This is a genomic window from Rhodococcus aetherivorans, assembly GCF_011058165.1.
In the GTDB taxonomy this organism is placed as follows: Bacteria; Actinomycetota; Actinomycetes; order Mycobacteriales; family Mycobacteriaceae; genus Rhodococcus; species Rhodococcus aetherivorans.
Genome location: NZ_JAALEG010000032.1, coordinates 15,506 through 40,756, shown reverse-complemented (window position 1 = coordinate 40,756; position 25,251 = coordinate 15,506). Strand labels below are relative to the sequence as shown.

The following is a 25,251-nucleotide window of genomic DNA, read 5'->3' as shown; positions in this document are numbered from 1 at the left end:
TTTGGCGCTTCCGGTCGCGATGTCAACCGCCCACGCGGGTACGTCACACTCTCGCCCCTACAACTCCCCCACCGTCGTGGAATCGAGCCGGTCCGCCCGCGTCGTGTCCTTCAGGTCCACGCCGGAACGCCCGAGCCGGCGTGCCCCGTCGACCAGCCCCGCGACGACACGCGCGGCCGCGGCGTACCCGAGCCCCTCCGGGGGGTGGATGTTGGACACGCAGTTCCGCTCGGCGTCGGCCCGACCGGGCCGCGGCTCGTGGGTCAGGTACACCCCGAGGCTGTCGGCGACCGACAACCCGGGCCGCTCCCCGATCAGGACCAGCAGCGTGCGCACCCCCAGGGCGGCGCCGATGTGGTCGCCCAGCGCCACCCGTGCCGACGTCGCGATCACCGGCGGTGCCACGGACAGGTGCCGCGGCAGAGCCGCCACGACGGCCTCGAGCAGGGCGACGCCGTGCTCGGCCAGGGCTCGCGGCGAGAGCCCGTCGGCGAGGACCACCCCGACGTCGGCGCCGGTGCCGGGGACCGCGGACAGATCCTCGGGCAGGCGGCCCAGGTCCGGGCGGCGCAGGTACTCGCCGCGATCGCTCACCCGGCTGGTGACGACGATCGGCACGCCGAGTCCGAGGCGTTCGACGTCGGTGGCCAGCGCCGGCACGTCGAGGGGCTGGTGCACCGCGTCGCGGGCCGCGGCGTGCGCGGCCCGGAACTCGAGCACCCGGGCGGTCGGGAGGCCGTCGCCGGCCCGGCCGAGCCCGATGCGGGCCTGGGTCGCCGACCGCAGCGGTGCCCAGAAGTCACGGTCGACGGACCCGCTCACGCCGCACCTCCCGCGAGGGCGCGCAGCGGGGAGGCCGCCGCGTCCACCGGCAGGATGTGCCCGGCTCCGTCCACCATGCCGAGACCGGAGAGCCACCGCTCGAACTCGGGGGCGGCGCGCAGGCCCAGCGCGCGACGCACGTACAGCGCGTCGTGGAACGACAGGCTCTGGTAGCCGAGCATGACGTCGTCGGCTCCGGGCACCGCGATGACGAACGCGGCGCCGGCCACCCCGAGCAGGGTCAGGAGGGTGTCCATGTCGTCCTGGTCGGCCTCGGCGTGGTTGGTGTAGCAGACGTCCACGCCCATCGGCAGGCCCAGCATCTTGCCGCAGAAGTGGTCCTCGAGACCGGCCCGGACGATCTGCTTGCCGTCGTAGAGATATTCGGGGCCGATGAACCCGACCACCGTGTTGATCAGCAGCGGGTCGAGCGCCCGGGCGACGGCGTACGCGCGGGTCTCGAGGGTCTGCTGGTCGACGGGGCGTCCGCCCGTGCCGAGGTGCGCGCCGGCCGACAGCGCCGAGCCCTGCCCCGTCTCGAGGTACATGACGTTGTCGCCGACGGTGCCGCGCCCCAGAGCGCGACCGGCCTCGTTCGCCTCCCGCAGCAGAGCCAGGTTCACGCCGAAGCCGGCGTTCGCCCCCTCGGTGCCGGCAATGGACTGGAACACCAGGTCCACCGGGGCACCGGCCTCGATGAGGCCGAGCGTGGTCGTCACGTGGGACAGGACGCAGGACTGCACCGGGATGTCGAAGCGCAGCCGCATCTCGTCGAGCAGGTGCAGCAGGTCGGCGGTGGCCTGTGGCGAGTCCGTGGCCGGGTTGATGCCGATGACGGCGTCGCCGCAGCCCATCAGCAGCCCGTCGAGGGTCGCGGCGGCGATGCCGCGTGGATCGTCGGTGGGGTGGTTGGGCTGCAGCCGGGTGCCGAGCCGGCCGGGCAGTCCGACGGTGGTGCGGAACGCCGAGGTGACCTCGATCGCGCGGGCCACCGCGATCAGGTCCTGGTTGCGCATGAGCTTGCTGACGGCGGCGACCATCTCGGGGGTCAGGCCGGGCGACATGGCGGCGAACGCCGCGGCCGCATCGGTTTTCGTGACGGTGTCGAGAAGCAGGTCGCGCAGTCCCCCGACCGTCAGGTGCTGCACGGACCGGTAGGCGTCGCGGTCGTGATCGTCGAGGATCAGCCGGGTGACCTCGTCGGTCTCGTACGGCACCACCGGCTCGGCGAGGAACACGTCGAGCGGGATGTCGGCGAGGACCCACTGCGCGGCCGCACGCTCGGCGTCGGATTCGGCCGCGCAGCCGGCGAGTTCGTCGCCGGAGCGGCGCGGGGTGGCCTTGGCGAGCAGGTCGACGAGGCCGTCGAAGGTGTAGGTGGTGCCGGCGAGATGCTGGGTGTAGACGCTCACTTCAGCTCGGCCTCCGCCTCGGCGAGCGCGGCGAACTCCTCGTCGGGCGAGTTCGCCACCAGCCGGTGCCGGCTGTAGAGCCCGAAGTAGGCCATGAACGCGGCGAAGGCGCCGAGGGTCCACAGGGCGGCGACGGGATCGACCAGGAAGGTGGCCACGACGGCGGCCGCGGCCACGACCAGCGCGAAGGAGGTGGTGACGACGCCGCCGGGGGTGCGGTAGGGCCGCGGCATGTGCGGTTCGCGCCGGCGCAGCACGATGTGGCTGACCATCATCAGCACATAGCTCACCGCGGCGCCGAAGACGGCCATGTTGAGCAGCATCGCTCCCTCGCCGGTGAGCGAGAGCGCGAACCCGATCACGCCGGGGACGATCAGCGCCAGCATGGGCGCCTTGCGCTTGTTGGTCAGCGACAGGCTCGTGGGGAGGTACCCGGCGCGCGAGAGCGCGAACGTCTGCCGCGAGTACGCGTACATGATCGAGAAGAAGCTCGCGATCAGGCCGGCGAGCCCGATGTAGTTGACCACCTTCGCGGCGCCGGTGTCGCCGAGGGCCTCGACGAGCGGGTTACCGGATGTGGACAGGGCGTCGGCGCCGAGCGCGCCGGTGGCCAGGAACAGCACGGTCGCACCGGTGACGAGCAGCACCAGCATGGACACGATGATGCCCTTGGGCACGTTCTTCTCCGGCTCGGTCGCCTCCTCGGCGGCCAGGGGCACACCCTCGACGGCGAGGAAGAACCAGATCGCGAACGGCACGGCCGCCCAGATGCCGAACAGGCCGAAGGGAAGGAACGACGACGCTCCGGCGGCGGTCTCGTCGACGGCGATGTCGGTCAGGTTCGCGGTGTCGAACAGCCCGACGGCGGAGACGGCGAACACCACGAGCCCGACGAGAGCGATCGCCGTGATCACGAACATCGCCTTGAGCGCTTCGCCGGCGCCGGTGAGGTGGATGCCGATGAACACCGCGTACACGGCGAGATAGATCCACCATCCGTCGGTGATGCCGAACAGGTTCAGCGACTCGACGTACCCGCCGATGAACGTGGCGATCGCGGCCGGGGCGATCGAGTACTCGATGAGAATTGCTGTGCCGGTGGCGAATCCACCCCACGGCCCGAGGGCGCGGCGCGCGAAGGTGTAGCCGCCGCCGGCGGCGGGCAGCGCGGAGGACAGCTCGGCCATGCCGAGCACCATCGCGAAGTACATGGCCGCGATGACCACCGAGGCGACGAGCAGACCACCGAATCCGCCCTCGGCCAGGCCGTTGTTCCAGCCGGCGTAGTCACCGGAGATCACGTAGCTGACGCCGAGGCCCGCGAGCAGCACCCAGCCCGCCGAACCCTTTCTCAGAGTGCGCTTTTCGAGATACGCACGACTCTCGGCGTGGAAGTCCGCGCCGTCGTGGTGGGCCGGGGTCTCGGCCCCGGTCCTGGGCGGGTCGGTCAACGACATGATCTCTCTTCTCGACGGAGGATGGCGACGTGTCGAGCGGGCACGTCGAGGACACCGCGCGTACTCACGGTACGAGCGGTAGGTACACACCGCGTCAGTACGCGGTCACGGAAGTGTTACGAGGAGGCGCCCCGGGGCGTCGGCACCGGGCACGCGTCGGCGGCCTCGGCCACGACGGTCGGCTCGGCGGCCGGCTCCGGACGGGCGCCGGCGGCCCACCGCTTGCCGAGCAGGGGTGTGTCGCGGGCGAGCGCGTCGTTCTCGTCGGCGGTGAAGGCGCGGCCGCGGCTGAGGAAGCGCAGCCCCTCGGGCGATTCCAGGCTGAACCCGGAGCCGCGGCCGGGCACCACGTCGAGAACGAGCTGCGTGTGCTTCCACGCCTCGAACTGGGACCCGGAGATCCACACCGGGACGGCGTCGGCGCCCGCGGGCAGGTCACCGGCCGTCGCCCCCACCTGCAGCCGCAGGTCCAGCACCCCCAGCAGCACGTCCAGGTCGCCGACGACGAAGTCGCCGTCCGGGTAGCACATCGGCGCCGACCCGTCGCAGCAGCCGCCGGACTGGTGCATCATCAGCGGCCCGTGCCGCTCGGCGAGACGGCGCAGGAGAGCAACCGCGTCGGCGGTGGCGACGAGGCGGAGCGGGACGGACATGAGGTGCCTTCCGGTTGTCGGCTTGCGCCTCCCCCGAGCGAATGTATCGCTCACCTCGACTGATCGAGTGGGCGATACATTCGCTCGACTCGGGGCAGGGCGGAATGGGAACGGCGCCTGCCACGTCGCAGGGGGGATGACGTGACAGGCGCCGGGTCTTCGGATCAGAAGAAGCCCTGGGCCTTCGGCGCGTAGGACACCAGGAGGTTCTTCGTCTGCTGGTAGTGGTCGAGCATCATGTGGTGGTTCTCGCGGCCGATGCCGGACTGCTTGTAGCCACCGAACGCCGCGTGCGCCGGGTACTGGTGGTAGGTGTTGGTCCACACCCGGCCGGCCTGGATGGCGCGGCCGGCCCGGTAGGCGACCCCGCCGTCGCGGGACCAGACGCCGGCTCCGAGGCCGTAGAGGGTGTCGTTGGCGATGGAGATGGCGTCGTCGAAGTCCTGGAAGGACGTCACGGAGACCACCGGTCCGAAGATCTCCTCCTGGAAGATGCGCATCTTGTTGTGGCCGCTGAACACCGTCGGCTGGACGTAGAAGCCGCCGGACAGATCGCCGCCGAGGTCGGCGCGCTCGCCGCCGGTGATCACCTGCGCGCCTTCGCTCTTGCCGATCTCGATGTAGGACAGGATCTTCTCGAGCTGATCGTTCGACGCCTGGGCACCGATCATCGTGTCGGTGTCGAGCGGGTCGCCCTGGCGCACGGCCTTCGTGCGCACCGCGGCCAGCGACAGGAAGTCGTCGAAGATGTCCTGCTGGACCAGGGCGCGCGACGGGCAGGTGCACACCTCGCCCTGGTTGAGGGCGAACATCGTGAAGCCCTCGAGCGCCTTGTCCTGGTAGTCGTCGTTGACCGAGAGCACGTCGGAGAAGAAGATGTTCGGGCTCTTGCCGCCGAGCTCGAGGGTGACCGGGATCAGGTTCTGCGAGGCGTACTGCATGATCAGGCGGCCGGTGGTGGTCTCGCCGGTGAACGCGATCTTGCGGATGCGCGGGCTCGAGGCCAGCGGCTTGCCGGCCTCGACGCCGAAGCCGTTGACGATGTTCACCACGCCCGGGGGCAGCAGGTCGCCGATGACGGAGATCAGGTACAGGATCGAGGCGGGCGTCTGCTCGGCCGGCTTGAGGACGACGGCGTTGCCGGCGGCCAGGGCGGGGGCGAGCTTCCACACGGCCATCAGGATCGGGAAGTTCCACGGGATGATCTGGCCGACGACGCCGAGCGGCTCGTGGAAGTGGTAGGCCACGGTCTCGGCGTCGATCTCGGAGATCGAGCCCTCCTGCGCCCGGATCGCGCCCGCGAAGTAGCGGAAGTGGTCGATCGCCAGCGGGATGTCGGCGTTGAGGGTCTCGCGGATCGGCTTGCCGTTGTCCCAGGTCTCGGCGAGGGCGATCGACTCGAGGTTCTCCTCGAGGCGGTCGGCGATCTTGTTGAGCAGGATGGAACGCTCGGCGACGGACGTCTTGCCCCAGGCCGGCGCGGCGGCGTGGGCGGCGTCGAGGGCCAGCTCGATGTCTTCCTCGGTGGACCGGGCCACCTCGGTGAACGGCTGACCGGTGACCGGGGTGACGTTCTCGAAGTACTGACCCTTCACAGGCGGTACCCACTGGCCGCCGATCCAGTTGTCGTAGCGGGACTGGAAGGACATCAGGGCGTCGGGCGAGCCGGGACGGGCGTACACGGTCATCGGTGTTCACTCCTCGGATGGTCTGGCACCCCCCATGCGGGGCGTGTGATCCGGAACACTACGAACGTGTGGGTTGCAACTACGTTGCGTAGCTCCGAACCTCAGATCCCGAGCTGACGGTCCAGCAGCTCGATCCGGGCCTTGACCTGGGCGAACAGCGTCGAATGCGGATCGAGGGTGGTCAGGTACGCCTCCCACGCGGCGATGTCGTCGCGCCCGTGCACCGACGCGGTCCACCGCGCGAGCAACTGGGCGTCGCCGGCCCGGAGCAGCGCGGCCTGCACCCGGGCGCGCAGCTCGTCCCGGATCTCCTCGATGCCGGGCGCGGCCGATCCGGGCAGCACCGGTCCGGCATACAGACGCACCGCCGTCGCCACATCGCCGCGGTCGAGTGCGCCGCGGACCTCCGCGACGTCGGTGACGAGTTCGCCAAGGAGCCGGTATGGGCGCGAGCCGAGCCCCTCGGGTCCGAAAACCTTTCGCAGGCGCGACATCTCGGCACGGATGGTGACGGAGTCGAGCTCGGCCTCGTCGAGCAGCACCGCAAGCCGGTCCGAGCTCAGGCCCTCGGGGTGTTCGGCGAGCAGCAGCAGGATCTCGGCGTGGCGCTGGGAGAGCGGGATCCGTTCGCCGTCGCGGTGCAGAGTGGGCCGGCCCGACCCGAACGTGTCGAGGCTCGTCCGGGCAGCCGACAACAGCCGCGGCGAGCTGAGCAGGTGCAGTCGCAGTTCCGACTCCGCGGCGGCGACCGTGGCCCGCACGAGCTGCAACACCTCCGGCGCGGCGACGCGGAGCCCACCGGTGATGTCGATGGCGCCGAGGATCCGGCCGGTGCTCGGGTCGTGCACCGGCGCGGCCGAGCAGCTCCATTCGTGCACGGTGCGGTTGAAGTGCTCGGCGGCGACGATCTGGACCGAGTGGTCGACAGCGAGAGCGGTGCCGGGCGCGTTGGTGCCCACCCGCTCCTCACTCCAGTCGGCGCCCTCGACGAAGCTCATCGACAGCGCCCGGTCACGGGCGGCGTGATCACCCTCGACCCACAGCAGCCGGCCCTGTTCGTCGCTGATCGCGACGAGCAGCCCGCTGTCGGCGGCGTCCTCCACCAGCAGCTTGCGCACGACGGGGCGGATCAGCGCCATCGGGTGCCCGGCCCGGTACCGCTCGAGGTCCAGGCCCGTGAGCAGGCTCGGCTGTTCGACGGCGTCGGGACTGATGCCGTTCCTGCGGCTGCGCAGCCAGGATTCGCGGACCACCGAGCGCACGGAGGCAGGTACGACCGACGTGTCGGCCGCGTCGAGGAACGAACTGTGCGCCGAGGACGCGCGTTGCGCCAGCTGCGACGGGTCGTCGCCGGGCCGCAGCGCCACCCAGGGGTTGGCCGAGCCGGATCGTTCGTCGGTCATGCGCTGCTGCTCATCTGCCGGTTCCTCCTCCGAACAACTGTAACCCGAGTCACAAGCACGTCCGGGTGCCCACCCGTTCGGCCAGCATCACGGCCGTCGCGTGCGGCCCACGGCTGGGCACCTGCGGGAACACGGACGTGTCCACGACGCTCAGCCCCTCGGCGGCGTGCACCCGGCACCGCTCGTCGACGACGGCCGAGGCGTCGCCGCCCATCCGGCAGCTTCCGGACAGGTGCAGCGACGTCCCGAGGTGCCGCTCGAGCCACGCGTCGCCGGGGTCGAACGCGTCCGGGTCGAGGCCGGTGCGGTCGACGACGTCCGGCATCGCCGCGAGCAGGTGCGCGGCGCGCGCCACCCCCTCGCGCAGGTCGGCACGGTCGGCCGGGTCGTCGAGATAGCGGTAGTCCAGCAGCGGCGGCCGGAACGGGTCGGCCGGGTCGAGCCGGATCGCGCCGCGGCTGCGGGGCCTCGTGAGCACCACCCCCAGGACCGGGTCGGCGACGCCGCTACCGGGGACGGACGCGGCGAACGGTGCGGTGTAGGGGCGCAGCTCGAGGTTGCCGGCGTGCAGGACGACCTGCAGCACGGGGGCCGGCCCGGGCAGCGGCACGCGGTACCGGTAGGGGACGGCGACCTCCGGATGGTCGGTGTAACCCGTACCCACACCGGGGATCTCGATCCGGGGGGTGATGCCGTGACGGGTGAGCTCGGCGCCGTCGCCGATTCCGGAGAGCATGAGCAGCTGCGGGGAGCCGATCGCACCGGCGGCGAGCACGACGTGGCCGGCACCGACGGTCTCGCCGTCCTCGGTCTCGACGCCGACTGCGCGCGCGCCCGAGAGCACGACCCGTCGCACGCGCGTTCCCGTGCGCACGGTCAGGTTCGGCCGGGCCAGCGCCGGCAACAGGTACGCGTGGGCAGGACCGACGCGCATCCCGTCGCGGATGTTGAGCGGGACGGGGCCCACCCCGTCCGGGCCGGGCGCGTTGAGGTCGTCCACACGGCGATGGCCGGCGGCGAGCGCCGCGTCGTGGAACGCGGCGCTGGCCGGGTGCAGCCGCTCCCGGGGCGTGCGGGCGACGGGCACGGGGCCTGCCGCGCCGTGCCATCGCCGGCTCACTCCGGTCTCCGCGGCGTCCGCCGCGTCGGCGTCGGTCTCGGTGGCGCGGAAGTGCGGCACCACCCGATCGAACGACCAGGACGGCGGCCAGGCCTCGAAGTCGTCCGGGCGGGCCCGCACGAAATACGCGCCGTTCACTGCGCCGGAGCCGCCCAGCAACCGGCCGCGGGCGACGACGGAGCGACGACGTCCGGTCAGCCGGGCCGGGTAGGCGCAGGTCCACGGGCTGTCCGGACCGACCGGCAGGACGGTCGCGTCGAGCACCGCGGGCGGGGTGTCGGCGGTCGTGCGGTAGCCGGGGCCGGCCTCGAGTAGCAGGACCGTCCGGTCGGGGTCCTCGCTGAGCCGGGCGGCCAGCACGCAGCCGCAGCTGCCGCCGCCGACCACGACCACGTCGGCGTGCACCGGATCGGCCATGGATGCGGGTGCCCCGGCTCAGCCCCGGATGCGGGGCGCGAGCGCCGCCGGATCCCGGGCCTCGACCGCGCCCCACCACAGTCCGGCGCCGTAGGCGATGTCGTCGAGGCGCTTGTAGAACACGTAGCGCAGGGGGTCGAGGCCGCCCTCCTCGCGGTGGCCGTACCAGTCCCACAGCCCCTCGGCGACGGCGAAGCCGAGGACCGCGCGCCGCACCTTCGGCGAGACCACGGCGGCGACGAGCGTGACCGGCCAGTAGTGCCGGCACAGCGCGGAGGCGACCTGCCACATCCCGCCGACGAACCCCTGCGCGGTGAGCACCGCCGCGATGCGGGTCGGCTGGTCGAGTTCGGTGAACATCCGCCGCAGCCGGAGCATCGTCACCGACAGCGACGCGACCGAACCGACGACGCCGAGGCGGGTGCGGCTCGCGGCGGCCACACACGCGAACAGCATCGACCCCGACATCGACATGGGGGGCACCGAGCCGGGGTGCCGGCTCGCGAGGGGCGCCGCACCCGTGCCGTAGAAGGCCTTGCGGGTGAACCACTTCCGGAATCCGACGCGATGGTCGTGGGCCACGTGCGCCACCGGTTCGTAGCGCAGCCGCCAGCCGGCCTCCTGCAGCCGCCAGCACAGGTCCACGTCCTCGGCGACGTGCATGGCCTCGTCGAAGCCGCCGGTCGCGGTGAGCACGTCGCGGCGGACGATGATCGCGGCGCTCGGTACGTACGAGACCGGGCTGCCGGACTTGACGGCGGCCTCGCGGCGGCCGAGGTCCAGCGACGAGCGCGCGTGTTCGTAGCGCCCCAGAGCGCCCTTGTCGGGCTCGAGTGCGACGACGCGCGGGGCCACCAGGGCCACCGCAGGGTCGGAGAAGTGCCCGAGCATCACCTCGAGCCATCCCTTCCGCGGCACCACGTCCGAGTCGAGGAATGCGACGAACGGCGTTGTGGCGGCGCGCAGTCCGGTGTTGCGTGCCGCGGCCGGACCACGGGATCGCTCGTGCCGCAGTACCCGGACCGACGCCCTGGCCGGGGTGGGCACCGGGACGTCGGAGCCGTCGTCGACGACGATCACCGTCAGTCCCTCGACGGCCGCCAGCAACCGCTCTAGCCCGGCCGTGTTGTTCTTGACGGGAATCACGACGGTGACGTCGGACGTGGCAGGCAGGGCCGTGGGACGGGGGTTCCCGACGCCGGAGTCGAGCAGCCGCCGCGCCACGACGGCGGTCTGCGAGTCGACGACCTTCACGTAGCCGTCGCCGATCATCGCCGCGGCCGCCGGGGCGAGCTTGAGCATGCGGGTGGGCGAGCCGCCGATGAGCACGCGGCCTTCGGAGTAGGCGCGCACCCGCGGGTCGATACGGACGCCGAATCCGTCGGGCAGTCGGGCCGTGCTCGTCAACGGAGTCTTCCTTTCCCATCCGGCTCCCACCGGGTTACCTGTGCCGTTGCTCGATCGACGAGTTCGGCGAACCATCGTGCCCCCTGCGCCGCGCTCGCGGGCGTCGGATCCCCCAGCACGCCGTTCGCGGACACGGCGACGATACCGCCCTCGCGCATCCGTGGCATCAAGTCGGCGAGGGTGCCGGTGTTGCCCATCTCGGCGCGGGCGGTGTCCACCACGCGCGGATCGAGGTGCAGCAGCAGGCTGGTCTCGGTGACCCCGGCGTGGGCGTCGCCGCCGGGCACGGCGAACGGCAGCCACGCCACGTCGCGGCCCTCGTAGCGCAGCAGGGACACCGCCCTGGTCAGCGGGTGCACGTTGCCGCCGTGCCAGTTGACGAACAGCAGGCGCGCGGCCCACCGGCACACCGAACGACCGTATTCGACGAGGACGGTCTCCATCGCCTCCGCGCCGAGCGAGACGGTGCCGGGGAAGCCCTCGTGCTCGCCGCTGGACCCGTACTCGAGGGCCGGCGCGACGAGCACGCCCGGTAGGGCGGCCGTCAACGCGCGGGCGATGCGGGTGTCGGTGTCGAGCGGCAGGTGCGGCCCGTGCTGCTCGAGCGCGCCGACGGGAACCGCGACCGTGGCCCGGCCCGGTTCGAGGTCGGGCCAGTAGGCGGTGGCGAGTTCGCGGGTCACCGGTCCGATGGTAGGGGTGCACCCTCCGGGTCGCCGTCGGCGGTGGCGAGGGCGCGCTCGACCCGGGCCAGCGCCCCCTGCCAGTGGGCGCGCTGAGCAGCGCGTTCGCCCGGGCCGGCGAGGCGCTCCTGATGGAAGCGGAGCACGGTGCCGCGGGGCGCGGCCGAGACGGCCACCTGCACGGTACTGTCGTGGTTCCAGCCCGCGGGCCGCCAGGTCAGGCGCACCCGGTCCCCCTCGTGGCGGCTGCGCAGCTCCCCCGTGACACCGTCGTCGCTGCGCCACTCGGCACCCGGGGCGCGCGGGACCGTCGCGCCGCGGCCGAGCCACAGCTCGGGTGTGCCGACGAGCAGCCGCCACACCGCGTCGATCGGATGCGGCAGGGTCTTCGACACCCCGATCTGCCATCCGGCGTCCTTCGTCTGTCCGACCGGCATCACTTCTCCTTCTTCCGATGGGCACGAACCTTGTCACGGTTGCCGCACCGCGCCATCGAGCACCAGCGCCGCGTTCCCGCGCGGGAGGTGTCGGCGAAGACGATGGCGCAGTCGTCGGCGGCGCACCGCTTGATGCGCTCGGCGTACGGACCGGTCAGCAGGCCGATCGCGTCGCGGGCCAGCGTCGACAGCACCTGACTGCCGGTGACGGGAGTGACCACGCCGGGCGGGCGCAGCTGTGGGGCGATGTCCGGCCGGGCGGCGGCCGCGTCGAGGGCGGCGCTGTCGGCGGCCGCCGGCCCGTCTCCGTCCGCAGACCGGTTCGCGGTGCGCCACAACACCTCGCGTAGTTCCTTGGCGCGGATCAGATCCTCGGCGGTGACGTCGACCGCTGCCGCGGCGACGGCCCGCCCGAGCAGGTGCGTCGCGACCCAGCGCGCGAGGTCGCCCGCGGCGTGCAGCGTCTCCCACCGGGCCCGATCCCCCTCGCCGCCGGTGTAGAGCAGATCCAGGCACGGCGCTCCGGTGTCGACGACGAACTCGATGCCCTCGGCGGAGCGCATGTCGACCCGACTCACGTAACCACATTAACCAGTTACACATCCATTGCGACGAGTTTCCGTCCGTCCGGCAGTCGGTACGGACAGAATCGAGACACCGCGAGCGGAAGGCAGGCCGATGAGCAAGCTGCTGTACTCGGCGACGACGTCGGTCGACGGATTCATCGCCGGTCCCGGCGGCGACATGTCGTGGCTGGTGCCGTACCTCGGACCGGATCCGGCGATCGACGACCTCGTCGGCGAGATCGGCGCGCTCCTCGTCGGCAACCGCACCTTCCGCGGCGACGACCCGCACAAGGGCACACCCGCCGAGGGCGAGGCGTGCGGTGGCGGCTGGAGCGGACCGCAGTTCGTGCTCACCCACCACCCTCCGGCCGAGCCGGTCCCGGGCGTGACGTTCGTCGGTGACCTCCACGCGGCCGTGGCCGCGGCCACCACGGCCGCGGGCGGGAAATACGTCAACGTGCTCGGCGCCGACGTCGCCCGGCAGTGCCTCGAGGCCGGCCTGCTCGACGAGATCTTCGTCTGCATCGCGCCGGTCCTGCTCGGCGACGGCGTCCGACTGTTCGACCGCCCGGGCGGAACCCCGCTCGCGCTGGAACGTCTCGTCGCGACCCAGGGGCCCGTTGCGACCGACATCCGGCTGCGGGTCGTGCGGTGAGGCCGCTATCCACCTTCGACAGGACTCTCGTCGCCGGACGGCGGAGGGAGCCGGATCCCGGCGACGAGGCCGTGATGATCGGAGCCGGGCAGCTCGATCCGTTCGAGGGCGGTCGCCGTGGCGCCCCGCGTGAGGATGTGATCGATCCCGACGAGGGCCGGGTAGCGGCGGTCCGCCGGATACGTCGGCACGAGCCCGCCGCCGACCCGGTCCGCGGCGTGCACGTACCCGTCGTCGAGCAGGTCGCGGAAGCGGGTGTGCGAGTACGTCGCGTTGAAGTCCCCGCTGACCACGACCGGGGCCGTGCCGGACACCGACTCGAGCTCCGCGTCCAGTCGTTCCAGCTCGGCCGCCCACGCCGGAGCGGGTGTCAGGTACGGCGGCGCGGGATGCACCGCGTACAGGATCAGCGGGCGTCCGGGACCGGTGTCCAGAGTCGCGGTCAGGTTCGTCGGCCCGAACCCGTCGAGCTTCCGGCCGGCCGAGACGGGAAACCTGCTGTAGATCCCGGCGCCCGCACCGCCGGTCGGCGTCGGGGCCAGGAAGCGATGCGGTAGCAGGTCGTCGAGCCCCGCGACCTGCAGCGCGGCCACCGCGCCGTCGGTCAGCTCCTGCACGGTGAGGACGTCGATCTGTCGCTCGCGCACCGTCCGGACCAGCGCATCGGAGTCGGCCTGCCCGACCATGAGATTGGCCTGCATCACGCGGATGGTGGGACCGGATGCGGCGTCCGGCCCGTCGCCCGGGACGCCGGGCAGGTACAGCGGTCCCAGGGTCCATGCGCCGGCCGCGACGACGACGAGTGCCGACGCCAGCAGTACCGGTCGCCGGGCGAGCGCGGCGGCGATCGCGCCCGCCACCGTCCCGAGCAGCAGGTACGGACCCAGCGACGCCCATGCGATCACGGCGTTGTTCTCCACGTCCGACGCGAAGGCCATGAGCGCGGTGAGCCCTGACGCCGTCGTGACGACCGCGAAGAGGACGGCGATCCGTCGCGCCGGCGGCGGCCTCACCATCCGGCGTGACGGTTGGGCCGGATTCTGCGGCGGGGCCGTACCCGCAGCAGGTGCCGCCGCCACAAGGCTCGGCGACCCTGCACCACCACCGCGGGCGGCGGCTCCGAGGCAGGGACCGATTCCGAGTCAGGGACCGCACGCGCACGATCTATCGCCTCGAGCGCGGTGGCCAACGCCTCCGCGTCCCCACCGACGTCCGGATGCAGCCGTTCGGCCGCGGTCCGGCGCGCCCGGCGGCGTTCGCGATCTGCTTCGCTCACCATCATCACAACCTCGCATGCCGCAACCGCGCCGAGTTGCCGACCCCGATCCGGGACACCCGCCGGCACCGTGACCGGGCAAAGCCGGCGTTCCGCCGGAGATCCTCAGTATCGCGGGCCTCCCTCCGGGGCGGGAGTGCGCAGCGACGTCCGCGCCCCGAACACACCCGCGTCCGTGATTCCGGCGCGCGGGGGCCGCGTCGCCGAGGGCCTCATCGGCGGGCTCAGTTGTTCGGACCGAGGCTCGGCCGGTCGTCCGTCGTCGGAGGAACAGTCGGTTCCATGGCCGCCGGAGCGGATGCCGCAGCCTCGGTCAGCGGTACACCGGTGGCAGTGTCCGTGCCCGAACCGCGGTGGGCCGCCTTCTTCGCCAGCGCCTCGACCCTGTGCTGCACCTGTGGCACCTTGTCTTTCGCGGTCTGCGTCGCACCGCTCACCTTCTCGTGCACCGCGGGGTTGTGCCAGAGGCCGAGGGACTGATCCCTCATCTTCTCGTAGGTCTGCCGCCCGGCACGGGTACCGAGGACGAAGCCTACGGCCGTCCCGGCGGCGAAGATCACTGCTCGGACCATGCTTTCTCTCCCTTGTTCGACGAGTGCCGAGATTCGATTCGGAGGCCGCGACGAATTCCTACGGACCGGTCGCCTCTACCCTGTCGGCGCCGCCACCGCCGCGGGTACGGCAACCGACGGCGTGTGTGCCGGCGCAGACCAGCACTACGACCACCGTCCACAGCAGTGATCCGAACACCCATATGCCGACGGTGATCCCGCTGCCCACCCACAGGCCGTCGAGCACCGCGATCGACAACGGCTGCAGCACCAGCGCGTCCTCGTCACCGACAGCTTTCCCCTGCATTCGACCGCTCCTCGCCCTGTCCCCCTGTGAACCGCGAGCCCCCGCCCCTTCTCAGCGCCGTCGCCTCACCCCGCAACCGCGATCGATCCCCCTGTCCCGGGAAGCCGATCCGAGGTAAGCCGGCCACCCCGTTGCCACCCGGAAACTGCTGGGGCAAGACCGAGTTCAAGACCGGAGAGGTGGCGGTACCGATGTCGCCGCACACGTGGATCGGCGGAGGCCGCCCGATTCGTCGATCCACCGCCGTATCGAACTGCTCGTGCGCGAATACAGCAGCACCATCGCAACCCTCCGGTCCCGGTCCCCTGCCAGGAACGGCCTGGCACATAGCCCTGCAACACATCCCGGAGTCGGCGACCGCCCGCCCTGTCACCCGTCACAACGATAGAGCAGGCAGCGGGGCTGTCGCAGAGGAACGGAGCCCGCATGTTCTGGGCGGACCCTGGACACGCCGGTAGTCCGCGCGGCAGCACGGGCGGGCCGATGTCGCCGACAATGTCGTTGTCGGGATCGTCGTTGCCGGGATCGCCCGCACCGGCGCGTCCGGGGACACCACGGCGACGACAGGATCGGAGGGCCGGAAGTGGTTGTCACGACACTCGGCCGACGTCGGATCCTCGGCTACCGGGCCGCGGCCCAGGGACTCGACCGGACCTCCGCCGGGCGAGATCGGGTGCTTGCGCTCGGGGTCCAGGACACCCCGTACGGATCGGCCCGCGACGCGCTCGCCGCACGATCGGACGACGCCGCGGCAGAACATGATTCACTCGTCCTCGTATGGTCGTGGCGCGGGGCGCCGCACCTGCATCGGCCCGGGGATCTCGCGTTTCTCGCCGCGGCCCTCTGGCCGGTGAACGACACCGACGCCACGACACGTATCGGGACCGGGCAGATCCGCGAGGGCGCCCAGCGCGGCCTGCGCGCATTCACCGAGGCGGCCGAGGCCATGGGCGCCGCGCTCACCGGCCCGATGACCAAGGGAGAGCTGAGTGCGGCGGTCAGCGCGGCGGTTCCCGCCGACCTCACCTATCACTGCCCCTCGTGCAGAACCCGCCACATCTCCGGTGCGCTGTTCCAGCAGGTCGGTCTCGCGGCGCGCGTGCGGGTCTGCCCACAGGGCCGCAGCACCCACCTCGACGTCCTGCCCGCAGGGATCGGACCGGATGCGGTGCCCGACCGCGCCGAGGGCACCGCTGCCGCCCTGCACCGGTACGCCGACGTGCTGGCGCCGGTCACACCGGCCGGGCTGGCGGCCTTCCTGGGCACCGACATCGCAACGATTCGCGCGGTCCTGCCCGACGATCTGGTTCCGGTGAAGGGCCCGGCCGGGACGGGCCTGGTGCCGGCCTCGGCGGTCGCTGACCTCGACGGGGCCGCCGACGTGCGAGCGACCCGCCTGCTGCCGCCCGGCGATCCGTGGCTGCAGGCCCGGGACAGGGAGTTCCTGGTGCCGGACCGAGCGCGCCGAAAGGCGATCTGGCGCCCGATCGGCAGCCCCGGTGTCGTCCTCGTCGACGGGGAGATACGAGGGATCTGGCGGGCGAGGGCCACGCCACGGGACACGCTCGCGGTGTCGGTCGAGCCGTTCGAGCCGCTGTCCGTGCGGACGCGGGACGAACTCGAGGCCGAGGCGCAGCGACTGGCCCGCGCCCGGGAGCGCACCGGCGCGACGGTGGGGTATGCCGGCTGACGATCCGGCGACCGCGCCCGGACGTGCCACCGGATGTCGGGGTCGCCGTCGACAATGAACCGGTACCCCTGTCGATCCGACGCCGTCCCGTTCGTCGTCATGTCGTACGGCAACCCTGCCGCACAGGACACTCACCCAACGAGAGGTGCTCACCATGAAGTACATGCTGCTGATCAACGCCGCATCGGCCGACGCAGGCGACCAGTGCAGCGTCGAGGAGTGGATGGTCTACGACAAGCAGATCCAGGAGACCGGAATCGTCGTCGCCTCGGAGTCGCTCGCGGACCTGACCACCGCGACGACCGTGCGGGTCGGCCCCGACGGTGCGCGTGCCGTCACCACCGACGGGCCGTTCGCCGAGACGCGCGAGGTCCTCGGGGGCTTCTACGTCGTCGACGTGCCCGACCTCGACGTCGCGCTGGACTGGGCGGCCCGCTGTCCCGGGGCGCGCGGCGGCGGATCCGTGGTGGTGCGGCCGATCGCCGACTTCGGGCAGTGACCGCGACGGACGGGCCGGGTGCCGGCGCCCGGGTCGACGCCGCCGTGGAAGCGGTGTTCCGGGAGGAGCGCGGTCGGCTGCTCGCCGCGCTCGTCCACCGCTTCGGCGACCTCGACCTGGCCGAGGACGTCGCCGCCGAGGCGATCGAGGCGGCGCTGGTGCACTGGCCCGTCCGGGGCGTACCGGCCAAGCCGGGGGCCTGGCTGCTGACGACGGCGCGGCGCAAGGCCGTGGACCGGCTCCGGCGGGATCAGGTGTACGCCGCCCGGCTCGCCGTTCTGCAGGTGGATTCGGAACGGGCCGCCCCCTCCCACACCCCGGACGCCGGCAGTGAGATGCCCGACGAACGCCTGCAGTTGTTCTTCACCTGTGCCCACCCGGCGCTGCCGGCCGAGGACCGGGTGGCACTGACCCTGCGGTGCCTGGCCGGGCTCGAGACACCCGAGGTGGCGCGTGCCTTTCTCGTCCCGACCGCGACGATGGCCCAGCGGATCGTACGGGCGAAGAAGAAGATCCGGCAGGCCCGTATCCCGTTCCGGGTGCCGGATCCGGACGAGCTGCCGGCGCGACTGCCGGGCGTGCTACAGGTGCTCTACTCGGTCTTCACCGAGGGATACGTAGCCAGCTCGGGGCCGGACCTGCAGCGTCTCGACCTCGCCGAGGAGTCGATCCGATTGGTCCGGATCCTGCGCCGACTGCTGCCCGGCGAGCGGGAGGTGACCGGACTGCTCGCTTTGATGCTGCTGATCCATGCGCGACGCGACGCCCGGACCGGCCCGGACGGCGACATCGTTCTGCTCGCGGATCAGGATCGCGCACGGTGGGACCACGCCCTGATCGCCGAGGGCACCGCCCTCGTGCCCGTGGCGCTGACCGGCGGCCTGCCGGGCCCGTACGGAGTGCAGGCCGCGATCGCGGCGCTGCACGACGAGGCCCCCGGCGCCGCATCCACCGACTGGCCGCAGATCGTCGCGCTCTACGACGTCCTGTCCGCCCTGGCACCGTCGCCGGTCGTCGCGGTGAACCGCGCCGTGGCGGTGGCGATGCGCGACGGTCCCGAGGCCGGCCTGGCGCTGCTCGACGCACTCGCCGACGAGCCCCGGCTGCGCGGCTACCACCCGTATTCCACCGCGCGCGGCGAACTGCTGCACCGGCTCGGCCGCGACGACGAGGCCGCCGTCGCCTACCGGCGGGCGCTCGAGCGGGCCGGAACCGAACCCGAACGGGAGCACCTGCGCCGGCGGCTGGACGAGACCGGCAGGTCGTGACCGGGACGAACCCGTGGTTGCCCGCGTCTGTACGCGGACCGCTCCGAACGTAGCCGGGACCGGTTAAGTTTGCGGCCATGCAGGCAGCGGCGAGGCGGATGCTGTGCCGGACAGGGTGCGGCGGTGCGGGTGACGTGCCTGCGCGGTTGAGCAGGGGCAGGATGTCCGTTGTCGTCGCACTGCACGGGCGAGTCGCGGCACCGATCGGTATGGCCGGATGACCGGCCTCCCGGTCCTGCACATCGCCGCGGCCGACGCCGCGGCCGGTGAGAGCACCGACGTGCTGTCCCGTCTGCAGAGTTCGTCCACCGGTCTGAGCAGCGCCGACGCGGCCGCCCGGCTGGCGGTGGCCGGACCGAACGCGGTGCGCAGCCACGGCGTGAGTGCCCTGGCGGTGTTGGGGCGGCAACTGCGCAGCGCGCTGTTGCTGCTGCTGTCCGCGACCGCGGTCGCATCGTTCTTTCTCGGCGACCGCAACGACGCCGTCATCATCGGGGTCATCCTGCTGGCGAGCATCGGGTTGGGCTTCGTCAACGAGTACCGCGCCGAACGCGCCAGCGCCGCACTGCACTCGAGGCAACGGCACACCGTGGTGGTGCTGCGCGACGGCGCCGCTGCCACGATCGACGTCACCGAACTGGTGCCCGGCGATGTGGTGCACCTCGTCCTGGGCGAGCTCGTGCCAGCCGACCTGCGCCTGCTCAGCGCGACCGGGCTCGAATGCGACGAGAGTGTCCTGACCGGCGAATCGGAGCCGGCCGCCAAGTCCGTGGACCCGGTGCCGCCGGGAACGGCCCTGGCAGATCTGGCCGGGTGCGCATTCATGGGCACCGTCGTCCATGCCGGCACCGGGACGGGGGTGGTCGTCGCCACCGGCGCGGACGCCGAGTTCGGGCGCATCGCGGTCGGGCTCGGTGAACGCGAGCCGGAGACCGAGTTCCAGATCGGGCTGCGGCGCTTCTCGGTGCTGCTGCTGCAGGTCGCCGTCGCTCTGACCGCGACGATCGTGGTCACCAACCTGGTGCTGCAGCGCCCGCTGATCGAGTCGCTGCTGTTCGCCTTCGCCATCGCGGTGGGCATCACTCCGCAGCTGCTGCCGGCGGTGGTGAGCACCTCCCTCGCCGAAGGTTCCCGACGCCTGGCCCGCCGCAAGGTTCTGGTCAAACGTCTGGTGTGCATCGAGGACCTCGGTGACATCGACATCCTCCTCACCGACAAGACCGGCACCCTCACCGACGGACGGATCGGTTTCCGCGAGGCGCTGGCCCCCTCCGGTGCTCCCAGCTCGGCGGCGCTGTTGCACGGCCTGCTCGCCACCGAGACGGACACCGACACCGCCGGCGGTGTCCGTCTCGGTTCGAACGCGCTGGACACCGCCCTGTGGGCGGCGGCAGGTCCCACCGGCCCGGTCGCGGACGGGTACACCCGGCTGGCCACCCTGCCGTTCGACCACGAGCGACGCATGTCCTCGACGCTGGTGCGCGGTCCCGACGGCGAGTCCTTGATCGTGGTCAAGGGCGCGCCCGAGACCGTGCTCGATCGCTGCGCCGACGTCGGTACCGCCGCGCACACGGTGCTGAACGGCCTGTTCGCCCAAGGCAGCCGCGTCGTCGCCGTGGCGTCCAAACCCGCGCCCGGCCACGCCGATCGGCTCGTCCCCGACGACGAACACGGCCTGATCCTGACCGGCTTCCTCGTTTTCCTCGACCGGCCGAAGACCTCCGCGGCCGCTTCGCTGACCCGGCTCGCCGCCCTCGGCATCACCGTCAAGGTGGCCACCGGCGACAACCCGCAGGTCGCCGAGAAGGTCTGCGCCGACCTCGGGCTCGTCTCCGGCGGCAGCCTGACCGGCTCCGACCTCGCAGGTCTCGACGACGCGCAGTTCAGCGAGGCAGCATTGCGGGCCACCATCTTTGCCCGGGTCTCCCCGGAGCAGAAGGCGCGACTGGTCGAGACCCTGCGCACCCACGGCCGGTCTGTCGGATTTCTCGGCGACGGCGTCAACGACGCGCTGGCCCTGCACACCGCGGACGTCGGCATCTCCGTCGATTCCGCCACCGATGTGGCCAAGGACGCCGCGGATGTGGTGCTGCTCGAGAAGGATCTCGGAGTGTTGGCGGACGGCGTCACGGAAGGGCGGCGTACCTTCACCAACACGATCAAGTACGTGCTGATGAGCACGTCGAGCAATTTCGGCAACATGTTCAGCGCCGCGGCGGCCTCGGCGGTGCTGGATTTCCTGCCGATGCTGCCGAGCCAGATCCTGCTCAACAACCTGCTCTACGACACCAGCCAGCTCGCGATTCCCGGTGATCGCGTCGACGAGGAACAACTGCACGCACCCTCGCATTGGGACATCGCGTTCATCCGCCGGTTCATGCTGTTCTTCGGCCCGATCAGCTCGCTGTTCGACTTCATCACCTTCGGGATCATGCTCGGGGTGTTCGCTGCCGGGCCGGAGCTGTTCCACACCGGTTGGTTCGTCGAATCCCTGGCCACCCAGACCCTGATCGTGTTCGCGATCCGCACCCGCCGCGTCCCGTTCCTGCGCAGCCGGCCCAGCCTGGGACTGGTGCTCACCGTCGCCGGGGTGCTTGCGGTCGGTATCGCGATCACGGTCTCCCCGCTCGGCGCGGACCTGGGGTTCACGCCCCTGCCGATCGGGTTCTTCCTCACCCTGGTCGTGCTGGTGATCGGCTACCTGGTGCTGATCGAGTATGCCAAGCGCGTGTTCTACGCCGAACCGATGCGGTATCTGCCGGCAGTGCGGTGGCGCGGTCACGAACACCGGATCCACCGGCGCGCAGCCCGGTTCAGCACCCCCACCCACCTTCGGGCGCCGACACCGCCCACACCGGCACCGCCGGTGCGGTGACTTCGGCCCGCTGCCGGCCGAACATCACAGCCCGAGCATCGAACCGGCGCTGGTGCCGGCGGTCGGCCCCCGATCGCCTCGGGGGCCGGGGAGGACGATCAGTGGGGGGCGGCGGTCGACCCACCGGATCGATTGCCGAACGGATGGCGCCAATCGGGTGAGTTGGACGGCGAGCCCCCGGGCGGCGGCGGGGCGGCGCTGCCGGGCTGCGGTGCGGAGGACCGGTCGTACTCGTGCCTCGCAGCGGTGGTCTCGAGGCGGGATTCTTTCAGTTCGCGGCGAGCGAGCCGACCTCGACGCGAGGTCCGCTGCGCACCGGCGAGCAGGAGACTCAGCCCGACCGCTCCGATCGCACCGACGACGATGCCGTAGAGGAACAGTGCACCGGTCGAACCGGTGACGTGGTACCCGAAGACGACGAAGCTGTCGTCGGTCAGTGCATGGGCGGCGCCGGTGTTGCCCAACACCCCGGCCACACCGATGATCACGGCGGCGAGGAGAACGACGAGTCCGAAGATGATGAGCATGACGGCCTCCATGGCCAGGGGAGTGTGTATCTCTCCAGTCAACGCCGGGTTCGCACCGTTGTCGACCGGCTGTCGTGGAAGTCGTTGCTCCTGCCGCTAGCCGTCGAAGCCGCTGCGGGCGGCCCAGCCCGACGCGGCGAACGACTGTCGCAGGGCGGCGCGCAGGTCCGCTTCACCCGCAAGGGCTTTCATCGCGGACCGGTACTCGTGCGGGCGCCGGCCGACGAGCGCGGCAAACCCGGCACAGTGGCGCAGGAGCGCGGCGAACAGCGCCTCCTGGGACCGCAGCCGCAGCGGCGGCGCCCCCGGCGGCGCGAGGGCGCCCCACTTCGAGACGTACACGCCGAAGGACGCCGGCCGCTGTCCGCCGTCGATCTCCAGCCGGCACTCGTCGGCGGTCACGGTACGTCGCGTGTAGTTCGGCTCCGTCGCATCGAGGCACGCGAGCTGGTCTCGGTCGAGCAGCGACGCGAACACCGGGGTGCGGGTCCCCGGCCGCCGGAACGCAGTCGCCGCGACGTAGCCGGGCACGCTGACGTGGGCGCTGTGCCCGACGGCGATGCCCACGACCGTCGCGCGCAGGAACGGCACGGTGGTGTCGACGTTTCCGGCCGTGAACTTGCGCCGCACGACCGCCGGGCACGCGTTCGAGCCCACCGCGACGACGAGGTGCCGGTCGCCGACGCCGGCGACGCCGGCCCGGCACAGCGCCTCGTCGAGCGTCGAGTCCTCGCGCCCGTCCAGCCGTGCCGCACCGAGGCCGGCTCCCGGCCGGGGACGTGCCCGGTGATAGCCGTCCCCCCGGAGCAGACCACTGCCCGGCGCGGCCGTCCCGGGATAGAGCCAGGGGGCGGCCGCGAAATCACCACAGTCCGTTCCGGCGACAGAACCCACCTTCCCAGTATGGCGCCGCGAACGCGCGGTACCCTCCGGCCGTGCAGATCGAACCGCGTCCCATCGACGACGCCGAGGTGCAGTCCCTGATCGACGAGGTGCAGCTCGAGTACGTCCGTCGCTACGGCGGACCGGACCACACGTCGCTGCATCCGGAGGAGTTCACCCCGCCGCACGGCGTCTTCCTGCTCGCCCGCGGCGGCGGCTCGCCGGCGGGGATCGGTGGCTGGCGGGCCCGCGACTCGGCGCATCCGGGGCTGCGCGACGGTGACGCCGAGATCAAGCGCATGTACGTGCGGGAAGGCGCCCGCCGCCGGGGCGTGGCCCGACGGATCCTGGCCGAACTCGAACGCACCGCCGTCGAGGCGGGCCGGCGGCGGATGGTGCTCGAGACCGGCACCGAGCAGCCCGAGGCTCTCGCCATGTATGCCGCCGCCGGATACGAGCCGCTGCCCGAACGGTTCGGCAAGTACGCGTACTCCGCATCGTCGCTGTACTTCTTCAAGGACCTCGCGCTGCCCGGCGACGACGCGCCCCGCGTCCGTCCCGCACTCGCGGCGGAGCTGCCGGTTCTTCAGGACATCGAGCGCGCGGCCGGCCGCGCGTTCGCGGACCTCGGAATGGACGCCGTCGCCGCCGACCCGCCGCCCACGCTCGAGGAGCTGCACGAGTATGTGACCGGCGGGCGCGCCTGGGTGTGCCTCGACGGCCACGACCGCCCGGTGGCATACCTGCTCGCCGATGTCGTCGACGGCACCGCCCACATCGAGCAGGTGTCGGTGCATCCGGACCATGCGCGCCGCGGGCTCGGCCGGGCCCTGATCGACCATCTCGCCGGCTGGGCGCGTGTCCGCGAACTGCCCGCCCTGACGCTGACCACCTTCGCCGACGTCCCGTGGAACGGGCCGTACTACCGGCGGCTCGGCTTCCGGTACCTGCGCGACGACGAACTCGGCCCGGGGCTGCGGCAGATCCGGCGCGACGAGGCCGCCGGGGGTATGGACCGGTGGCCCCGCGCGGCCATGCGACGCGAACTCTGAAGTTCTGCAAGACGTCTCACGTGCGACGCGGTACCGCGGCGGCCCAGAATCGCCGCACCAGGTCCGTCGTCTCGGCCGGCGCCTCGAGCGGTACGAGGTACGCGGCGCCGTCGACGACGGCGCAGGACCCGTCGGGTAGCAGCAGGCTCGCCGCGCGTGCCTGCTCGGGCGTCCAGCCCTTGTGATCGCTGCCGGTGACGAACAGGGTCGGGACCGACACCCGTGGGAGCCGCTCGGTGAGGTCGGGCCGGTGCAGCGAGATGGAGACGACGGCGTTGCGCAGCGCGGCCCGGTCCGCGCGGACGAAACAGTCCTCGACGAGTGCGACCGCCTCCGGGTCGCGCTCCCTCGTTGCGGCGGAGAGCAATACGTTCGTCACGCCGGACCGGATGAACCCGGCGGCGCCGAGCGTCCGGTAGGCGGCGAGGAGGAACAGCGTGCGCGCGCGCTCCGGCCGGTTCAGCGCCTGGACGGGCGTCCCCAGCGTCACCAGCGTCCGGCACCTCGACGCCGCGTCGGTCGCGAAGACGATGCCGACGTGGCCGCCCCAGGCGTTGCCGACCCAGTCGACGGGTTCGTCGACACCGAGGGCGTCGAGCACGGTGACGGCCGCCGCGGCGCATTCCCCGGTGGTGTAGCGCCGGCCGGGGTCACCGCTCGCCCCGTGCCCGGGACCGGTGACCACGACGAGGCGCCGGTCGACTCCCAGCGCGTCTTCGACTCTGCTCCAGGATCTTTCGTCGACGAACAGGCTGTGCCAGAGCACCACGGGCCGGCCCTCCCCGTGCACGCGGACGGCGAGTGGACCCACCTCGGTCGAGATCTTCTGCATCCGTGTCATGACCGCCACCACCTCCGGTGCGACTCGGGTTGACACTGTCAATTGCTATGGTCCCGCGGTAGGTTGACACTGTCAATGGGCGGTGCCGCGCACGCCGGGAAGGGCTGGTGGACGGATGACCGACACGCTCGACGAACGGCTGCTCCGAGCCGCGCTCGAACTGCTGAGGGAGCAGCCGGCCGAACGCCTCAGCCTCCGCCGGGTGGCGCAGCAGCTGGACGTGAGCCACCAGGCGCCCTACGTGCACTTCGGGAACAAGCGCCGGTTCCTCGCGGCCGTGGCGGGCACCGGGCTGCAGGGCGCCGCGGCAGAGGCGGCCGCCGCCGTCGAGGCAGCCGGATCCGATCCACGGTGCCGGCTGCACGCGCTCACCGACGCCTACCTGCGGTTCGTCCGGGAGCGCCCGCACGTGCACGACCTGGCCTACGGGCCCACGGTCGACAAGGCCGATCACCCGCGCCTGCAACAGGCGGCCGCCGACTACTGGCGTCTGTTGCGCGGCACCGTGGCGGCCTGCCAGCCCGAGGGTGTGGAGGAGGCCGAGGTGCTGCGGCGGTGCGCTGCCACGTGGGGCACCGTCTACGGCATCGCCCGGCTGACCACACTGCACCAGATCCCCGCGTCGGTCCCCGGCGACCGCGACGGCCTGTTGCACGAGGCCGTCGACGTGCTCCACCGGGGCTGGCAGGCCGGCGACTCGGCCGGGATCCCGGGACAGGACCCGTCTTCCCCGTCGCCGCCGGGTCGCCGGTGACCGCACCGG

The 25,251-nt window shown here is 72.1% G+C and carries 24 protein-coding genes; 7 read left to right on the top strand and 17 right to left on the bottom strand.

Translation table 11 applies throughout. The features are described from left to right. Positions 1-57: 57 nt before the first annotated feature. The 11 genes from eutC to G6039_RS14620 form a co-directional block, all read right to left on the bottom strand. Positions 58-822, bottom strand: coding sequence for an ethanolamine ammonia-lyase subunit EutC (eutC, locus tag G6039_RS14670; RefSeq protein ID WP_043800498.1), 765 nt, complete (start codon positions 820-822; stop codon positions 58-60). Beyond that, positions 819-2,234: an ethanolamine ammonia-lyase subunit EutB gene (locus tag G6039_RS14665; protein WP_043800501.1), complete on the bottom strand. Its 1,416-nt coding sequence runs from the start codon at positions 2,232-2,234 to the stop codon at positions 819-821. Before G6039_RS14665 ends, eutC begins: the two co-directional genes overlap by 4 nt. Continuing rightward, positions 2,231-3,691: an ethanolamine permease gene (gene eat, locus G6039_RS14660; RefSeq protein WP_029544952.1), complete on the bottom strand. Its 1,461-nt coding sequence runs from the start codon at positions 3,689-3,691 to the stop codon at positions 2,231-2,233. Before eat ends, G6039_RS14665 begins: the two co-directional genes overlap by 4 nt. 116 nt (positions 3,692-3,807) lie before the next feature. Next, the gene (locus G6039_RS14655) at positions 3,808-4,344 is read right to left on the bottom strand and encodes a DUF779 domain-containing protein (protein ID WP_006930895.1); all 537 of its coding nucleotides are present in this window, start codon (positions 4,342-4,344) and stop codon (positions 3,808-3,810) included. A gap of 164 nt (positions 4,345-4,508) precedes the next feature. Beyond that, the gene (gene exaC / locus G6039_RS14650) at positions 4,509-6,032 is read right to left on the bottom strand and encodes an acetaldehyde dehydrogenase ExaC (RefSeq protein WP_006930896.1); all 1,524 of its coding nucleotides are present in this window, start codon (positions 6,030-6,032) and stop codon (positions 4,509-4,511) included. A 101-nt stretch (positions 6,033-6,133) separates the two neighbouring features. Next, positions 6,134-7,435 (bottom strand): helix-turn-helix domain-containing protein, encoded by a 1,302-nt coding sequence (locus G6039_RS14645; protein WP_006930898.1) that lies wholly within the window; start codon positions 7,433-7,435, stop codon positions 6,134-6,136. 49 nt (positions 7,436-7,484) lie between these two features. Beyond that, positions 7,485-8,972: a mycofactocin dehydrogenase MftG gene (mftG, locus tag G6039_RS14640; RefSeq protein WP_006930900.1), complete on the bottom strand. Its 1,488-nt coding sequence runs from the start codon at positions 8,970-8,972 to the stop codon at positions 7,485-7,487. Between the two features lie 18 nt (positions 8,973-8,990). Next, entirely contained in the window at positions 8,991-10,379 is a 1,389-nt protein-coding gene (gene mftF, locus G6039_RS14635) for a mycofactocin biosynthesis glycosyltransferase MftF (protein WP_043800507.1), read from the bottom strand. Further along, on the bottom strand, positions 10,376-11,062 hold the full coding sequence (gene mftE, locus G6039_RS14630) for a mycofactocin biosynthesis peptidyl-dipeptidase MftE (protein ID WP_006930905.1): 687 nt from the start codon (positions 11,060-11,062) through the stop codon (positions 10,376-10,378). The genes mftF and mftE overlap by 4 nt, the downstream gene beginning before the upstream one ends. Continuing rightward, entirely contained in the window at positions 11,059-11,499 is a 441-nt protein-coding gene (locus G6039_RS14625) for an SRPBCC family protein (RefSeq protein ID WP_029544963.1), read from the bottom strand. Before G6039_RS14625 ends, mftE begins: the two co-directional genes overlap by 4 nt. Further along, a complete protein-coding gene (locus G6039_RS14620; protein WP_200868118.1) occupies positions 11,499-12,077 on the bottom strand; it encodes a CGNR zinc finger domain-containing protein in 579 nt (192 codons plus the stop codon). Before G6039_RS14620 ends, G6039_RS14625 begins: the two co-directional genes overlap by 1 nt. A 100-nt stretch (positions 12,078-12,177) precedes the next feature. Here G6039_RS14620 and G6039_RS14615 point away from each other — a divergent pair, with 100 nt between their 5' ends. Further along, complete coding sequence (locus G6039_RS14615; protein WP_043800512.1) at positions 12,178-12,720, top strand: dihydrofolate reductase family protein; 543 nt, start codon at positions 12,178-12,180, stop codon at positions 12,718-12,720. Between the two features lie 5 nt (positions 12,721-12,725). On the opposite strand, the gene G6039_RS14610 is transcribed toward G6039_RS14615, so the two are convergent. The 3 genes from G6039_RS14610 to G6039_RS14600 all read right to left on the bottom strand — a co-directional run bounded on the left by G6039_RS14610 (position 12,726) and on the right by G6039_RS14600 (position 14,854). Next, positions 12,726-13,736, bottom strand: a complete 1,011-nt coding sequence (locus G6039_RS14610) for an endonuclease/exonuclease/phosphatase family protein (protein ID WP_043800515.1) — start codon at positions 13,734-13,736, stop codon at positions 12,726-12,728. A gap of 484 nt (positions 13,737-14,220) precedes the next feature. Beyond that, positions 14,221-14,568 (bottom strand): YtxH domain-containing protein, encoded by a 348-nt coding sequence (locus G6039_RS14605; RefSeq protein WP_043800517.1) that lies wholly within the window; start codon positions 14,566-14,568, stop codon positions 14,221-14,223. Between the two features lie 58 nt (positions 14,569-14,626). Further along, entirely contained in the window at positions 14,627-14,854 is a 228-nt protein-coding gene (locus tag G6039_RS14600) for a hypothetical protein (protein ID WP_051446102.1), read from the bottom strand. Positions 14,855-15,437: 583 nt separating this feature from the next. Between G6039_RS14600 and G6039_RS14595 the strand changes: the two genes are divergently transcribed. The 4 genes from G6039_RS14595 to mgtA all read left to right on the top strand — a co-directional run bounded on the left by G6039_RS14595 (position 15,438) and on the right by mgtA (position 21,186). Beyond that, positions 15,438-16,544 carry a DNA glycosylase AlkZ-like family protein gene (locus G6039_RS14595; RefSeq protein ID WP_043800519.1) on the top strand — a complete coding sequence of 369 codons (1,107 nt, stop codon included), beginning with the start codon at positions 15,438-15,440 and terminating at the stop codon, positions 16,542-16,544. A 154-nt stretch (positions 16,545-16,698) separates the two neighbouring features. After that, on the top strand, positions 16,699-17,043 hold the full coding sequence (locus G6039_RS14590) for a YciI family protein (protein WP_043800623.1): 345 nt from the start codon (positions 16,699-16,701) through the stop codon (positions 17,041-17,043). Next, positions 17,040-18,311, top strand: coding sequence for an RNA polymerase sigma factor (locus G6039_RS14585; RefSeq protein WP_043800523.1), 1,272 nt, complete (start codon positions 17,040-17,042; stop codon positions 18,309-18,311). Before G6039_RS14590 ends, G6039_RS14585 begins: the two co-directional genes overlap by 4 nt. 217 nt (positions 18,312-18,528) lie before the next feature. Further along, positions 18,529-21,186, top strand: coding sequence for a magnesium-translocating P-type ATPase (gene mgtA / locus G6039_RS14580; protein ID WP_043800526.1), 2,658 nt, complete (start codon positions 18,529-18,531; stop codon positions 21,184-21,186). A 98-nt stretch (positions 21,187-21,284) separates the two neighbouring features. Here the strand turns inward: mgtA and G6039_RS14575 are convergent, their stop codons facing one another. Continuing rightward, positions 21,285-21,713, bottom strand: a complete 429-nt coding sequence (locus tag G6039_RS14575; protein ID WP_043800627.1) for a hypothetical protein — start codon at positions 21,711-21,713, stop codon at positions 21,285-21,287. 96 nt (positions 21,714-21,809) lie between these two features. Then, positions 21,810-22,607 (bottom strand): hypothetical protein, encoded by a 798-nt coding sequence (locus G6039_RS14570; RefSeq protein ID WP_043800529.1) that lies wholly within the window; start codon positions 22,605-22,607, stop codon positions 21,810-21,812. Positions 22,608-22,648: 41 nt separating this feature from the next. Here G6039_RS14570 and G6039_RS14565 point away from each other — a divergent pair, with 41 nt between their 5' ends. After that, on the top strand, positions 22,649-23,647 hold the full coding sequence (locus G6039_RS14565; protein WP_006930941.1) for a GNAT family N-acetyltransferase: 999 nt from the start codon (positions 22,649-22,651) through the stop codon (positions 23,645-23,647). Positions 23,648-23,663: 16 nt separating this feature from the next. Here G6039_RS14565 and G6039_RS14560 read toward each other — a convergent pair whose 3' ends face one another. Next, a complete protein-coding gene (locus G6039_RS14560) occupies positions 23,664-24,488 on the bottom strand; it encodes an alpha/beta fold hydrolase (protein ID WP_043800631.1) in 825 nt (274 codons plus the stop codon). Positions 24,489-24,603: 115 nt separating this feature from the next. Here G6039_RS14560 and G6039_RS14555 point away from each other — a divergent pair, with 115 nt between their 5' ends. Next, on the top strand, positions 24,604-25,242 hold the full coding sequence (locus G6039_RS14555) for a TetR-like C-terminal domain-containing protein (RefSeq protein WP_006930946.1): 639 nt from the start codon (positions 24,604-24,606) through the stop codon (positions 25,240-25,242). The last annotated feature ends 9 nt before the right edge of the window (positions 25,243-25,251 follow it).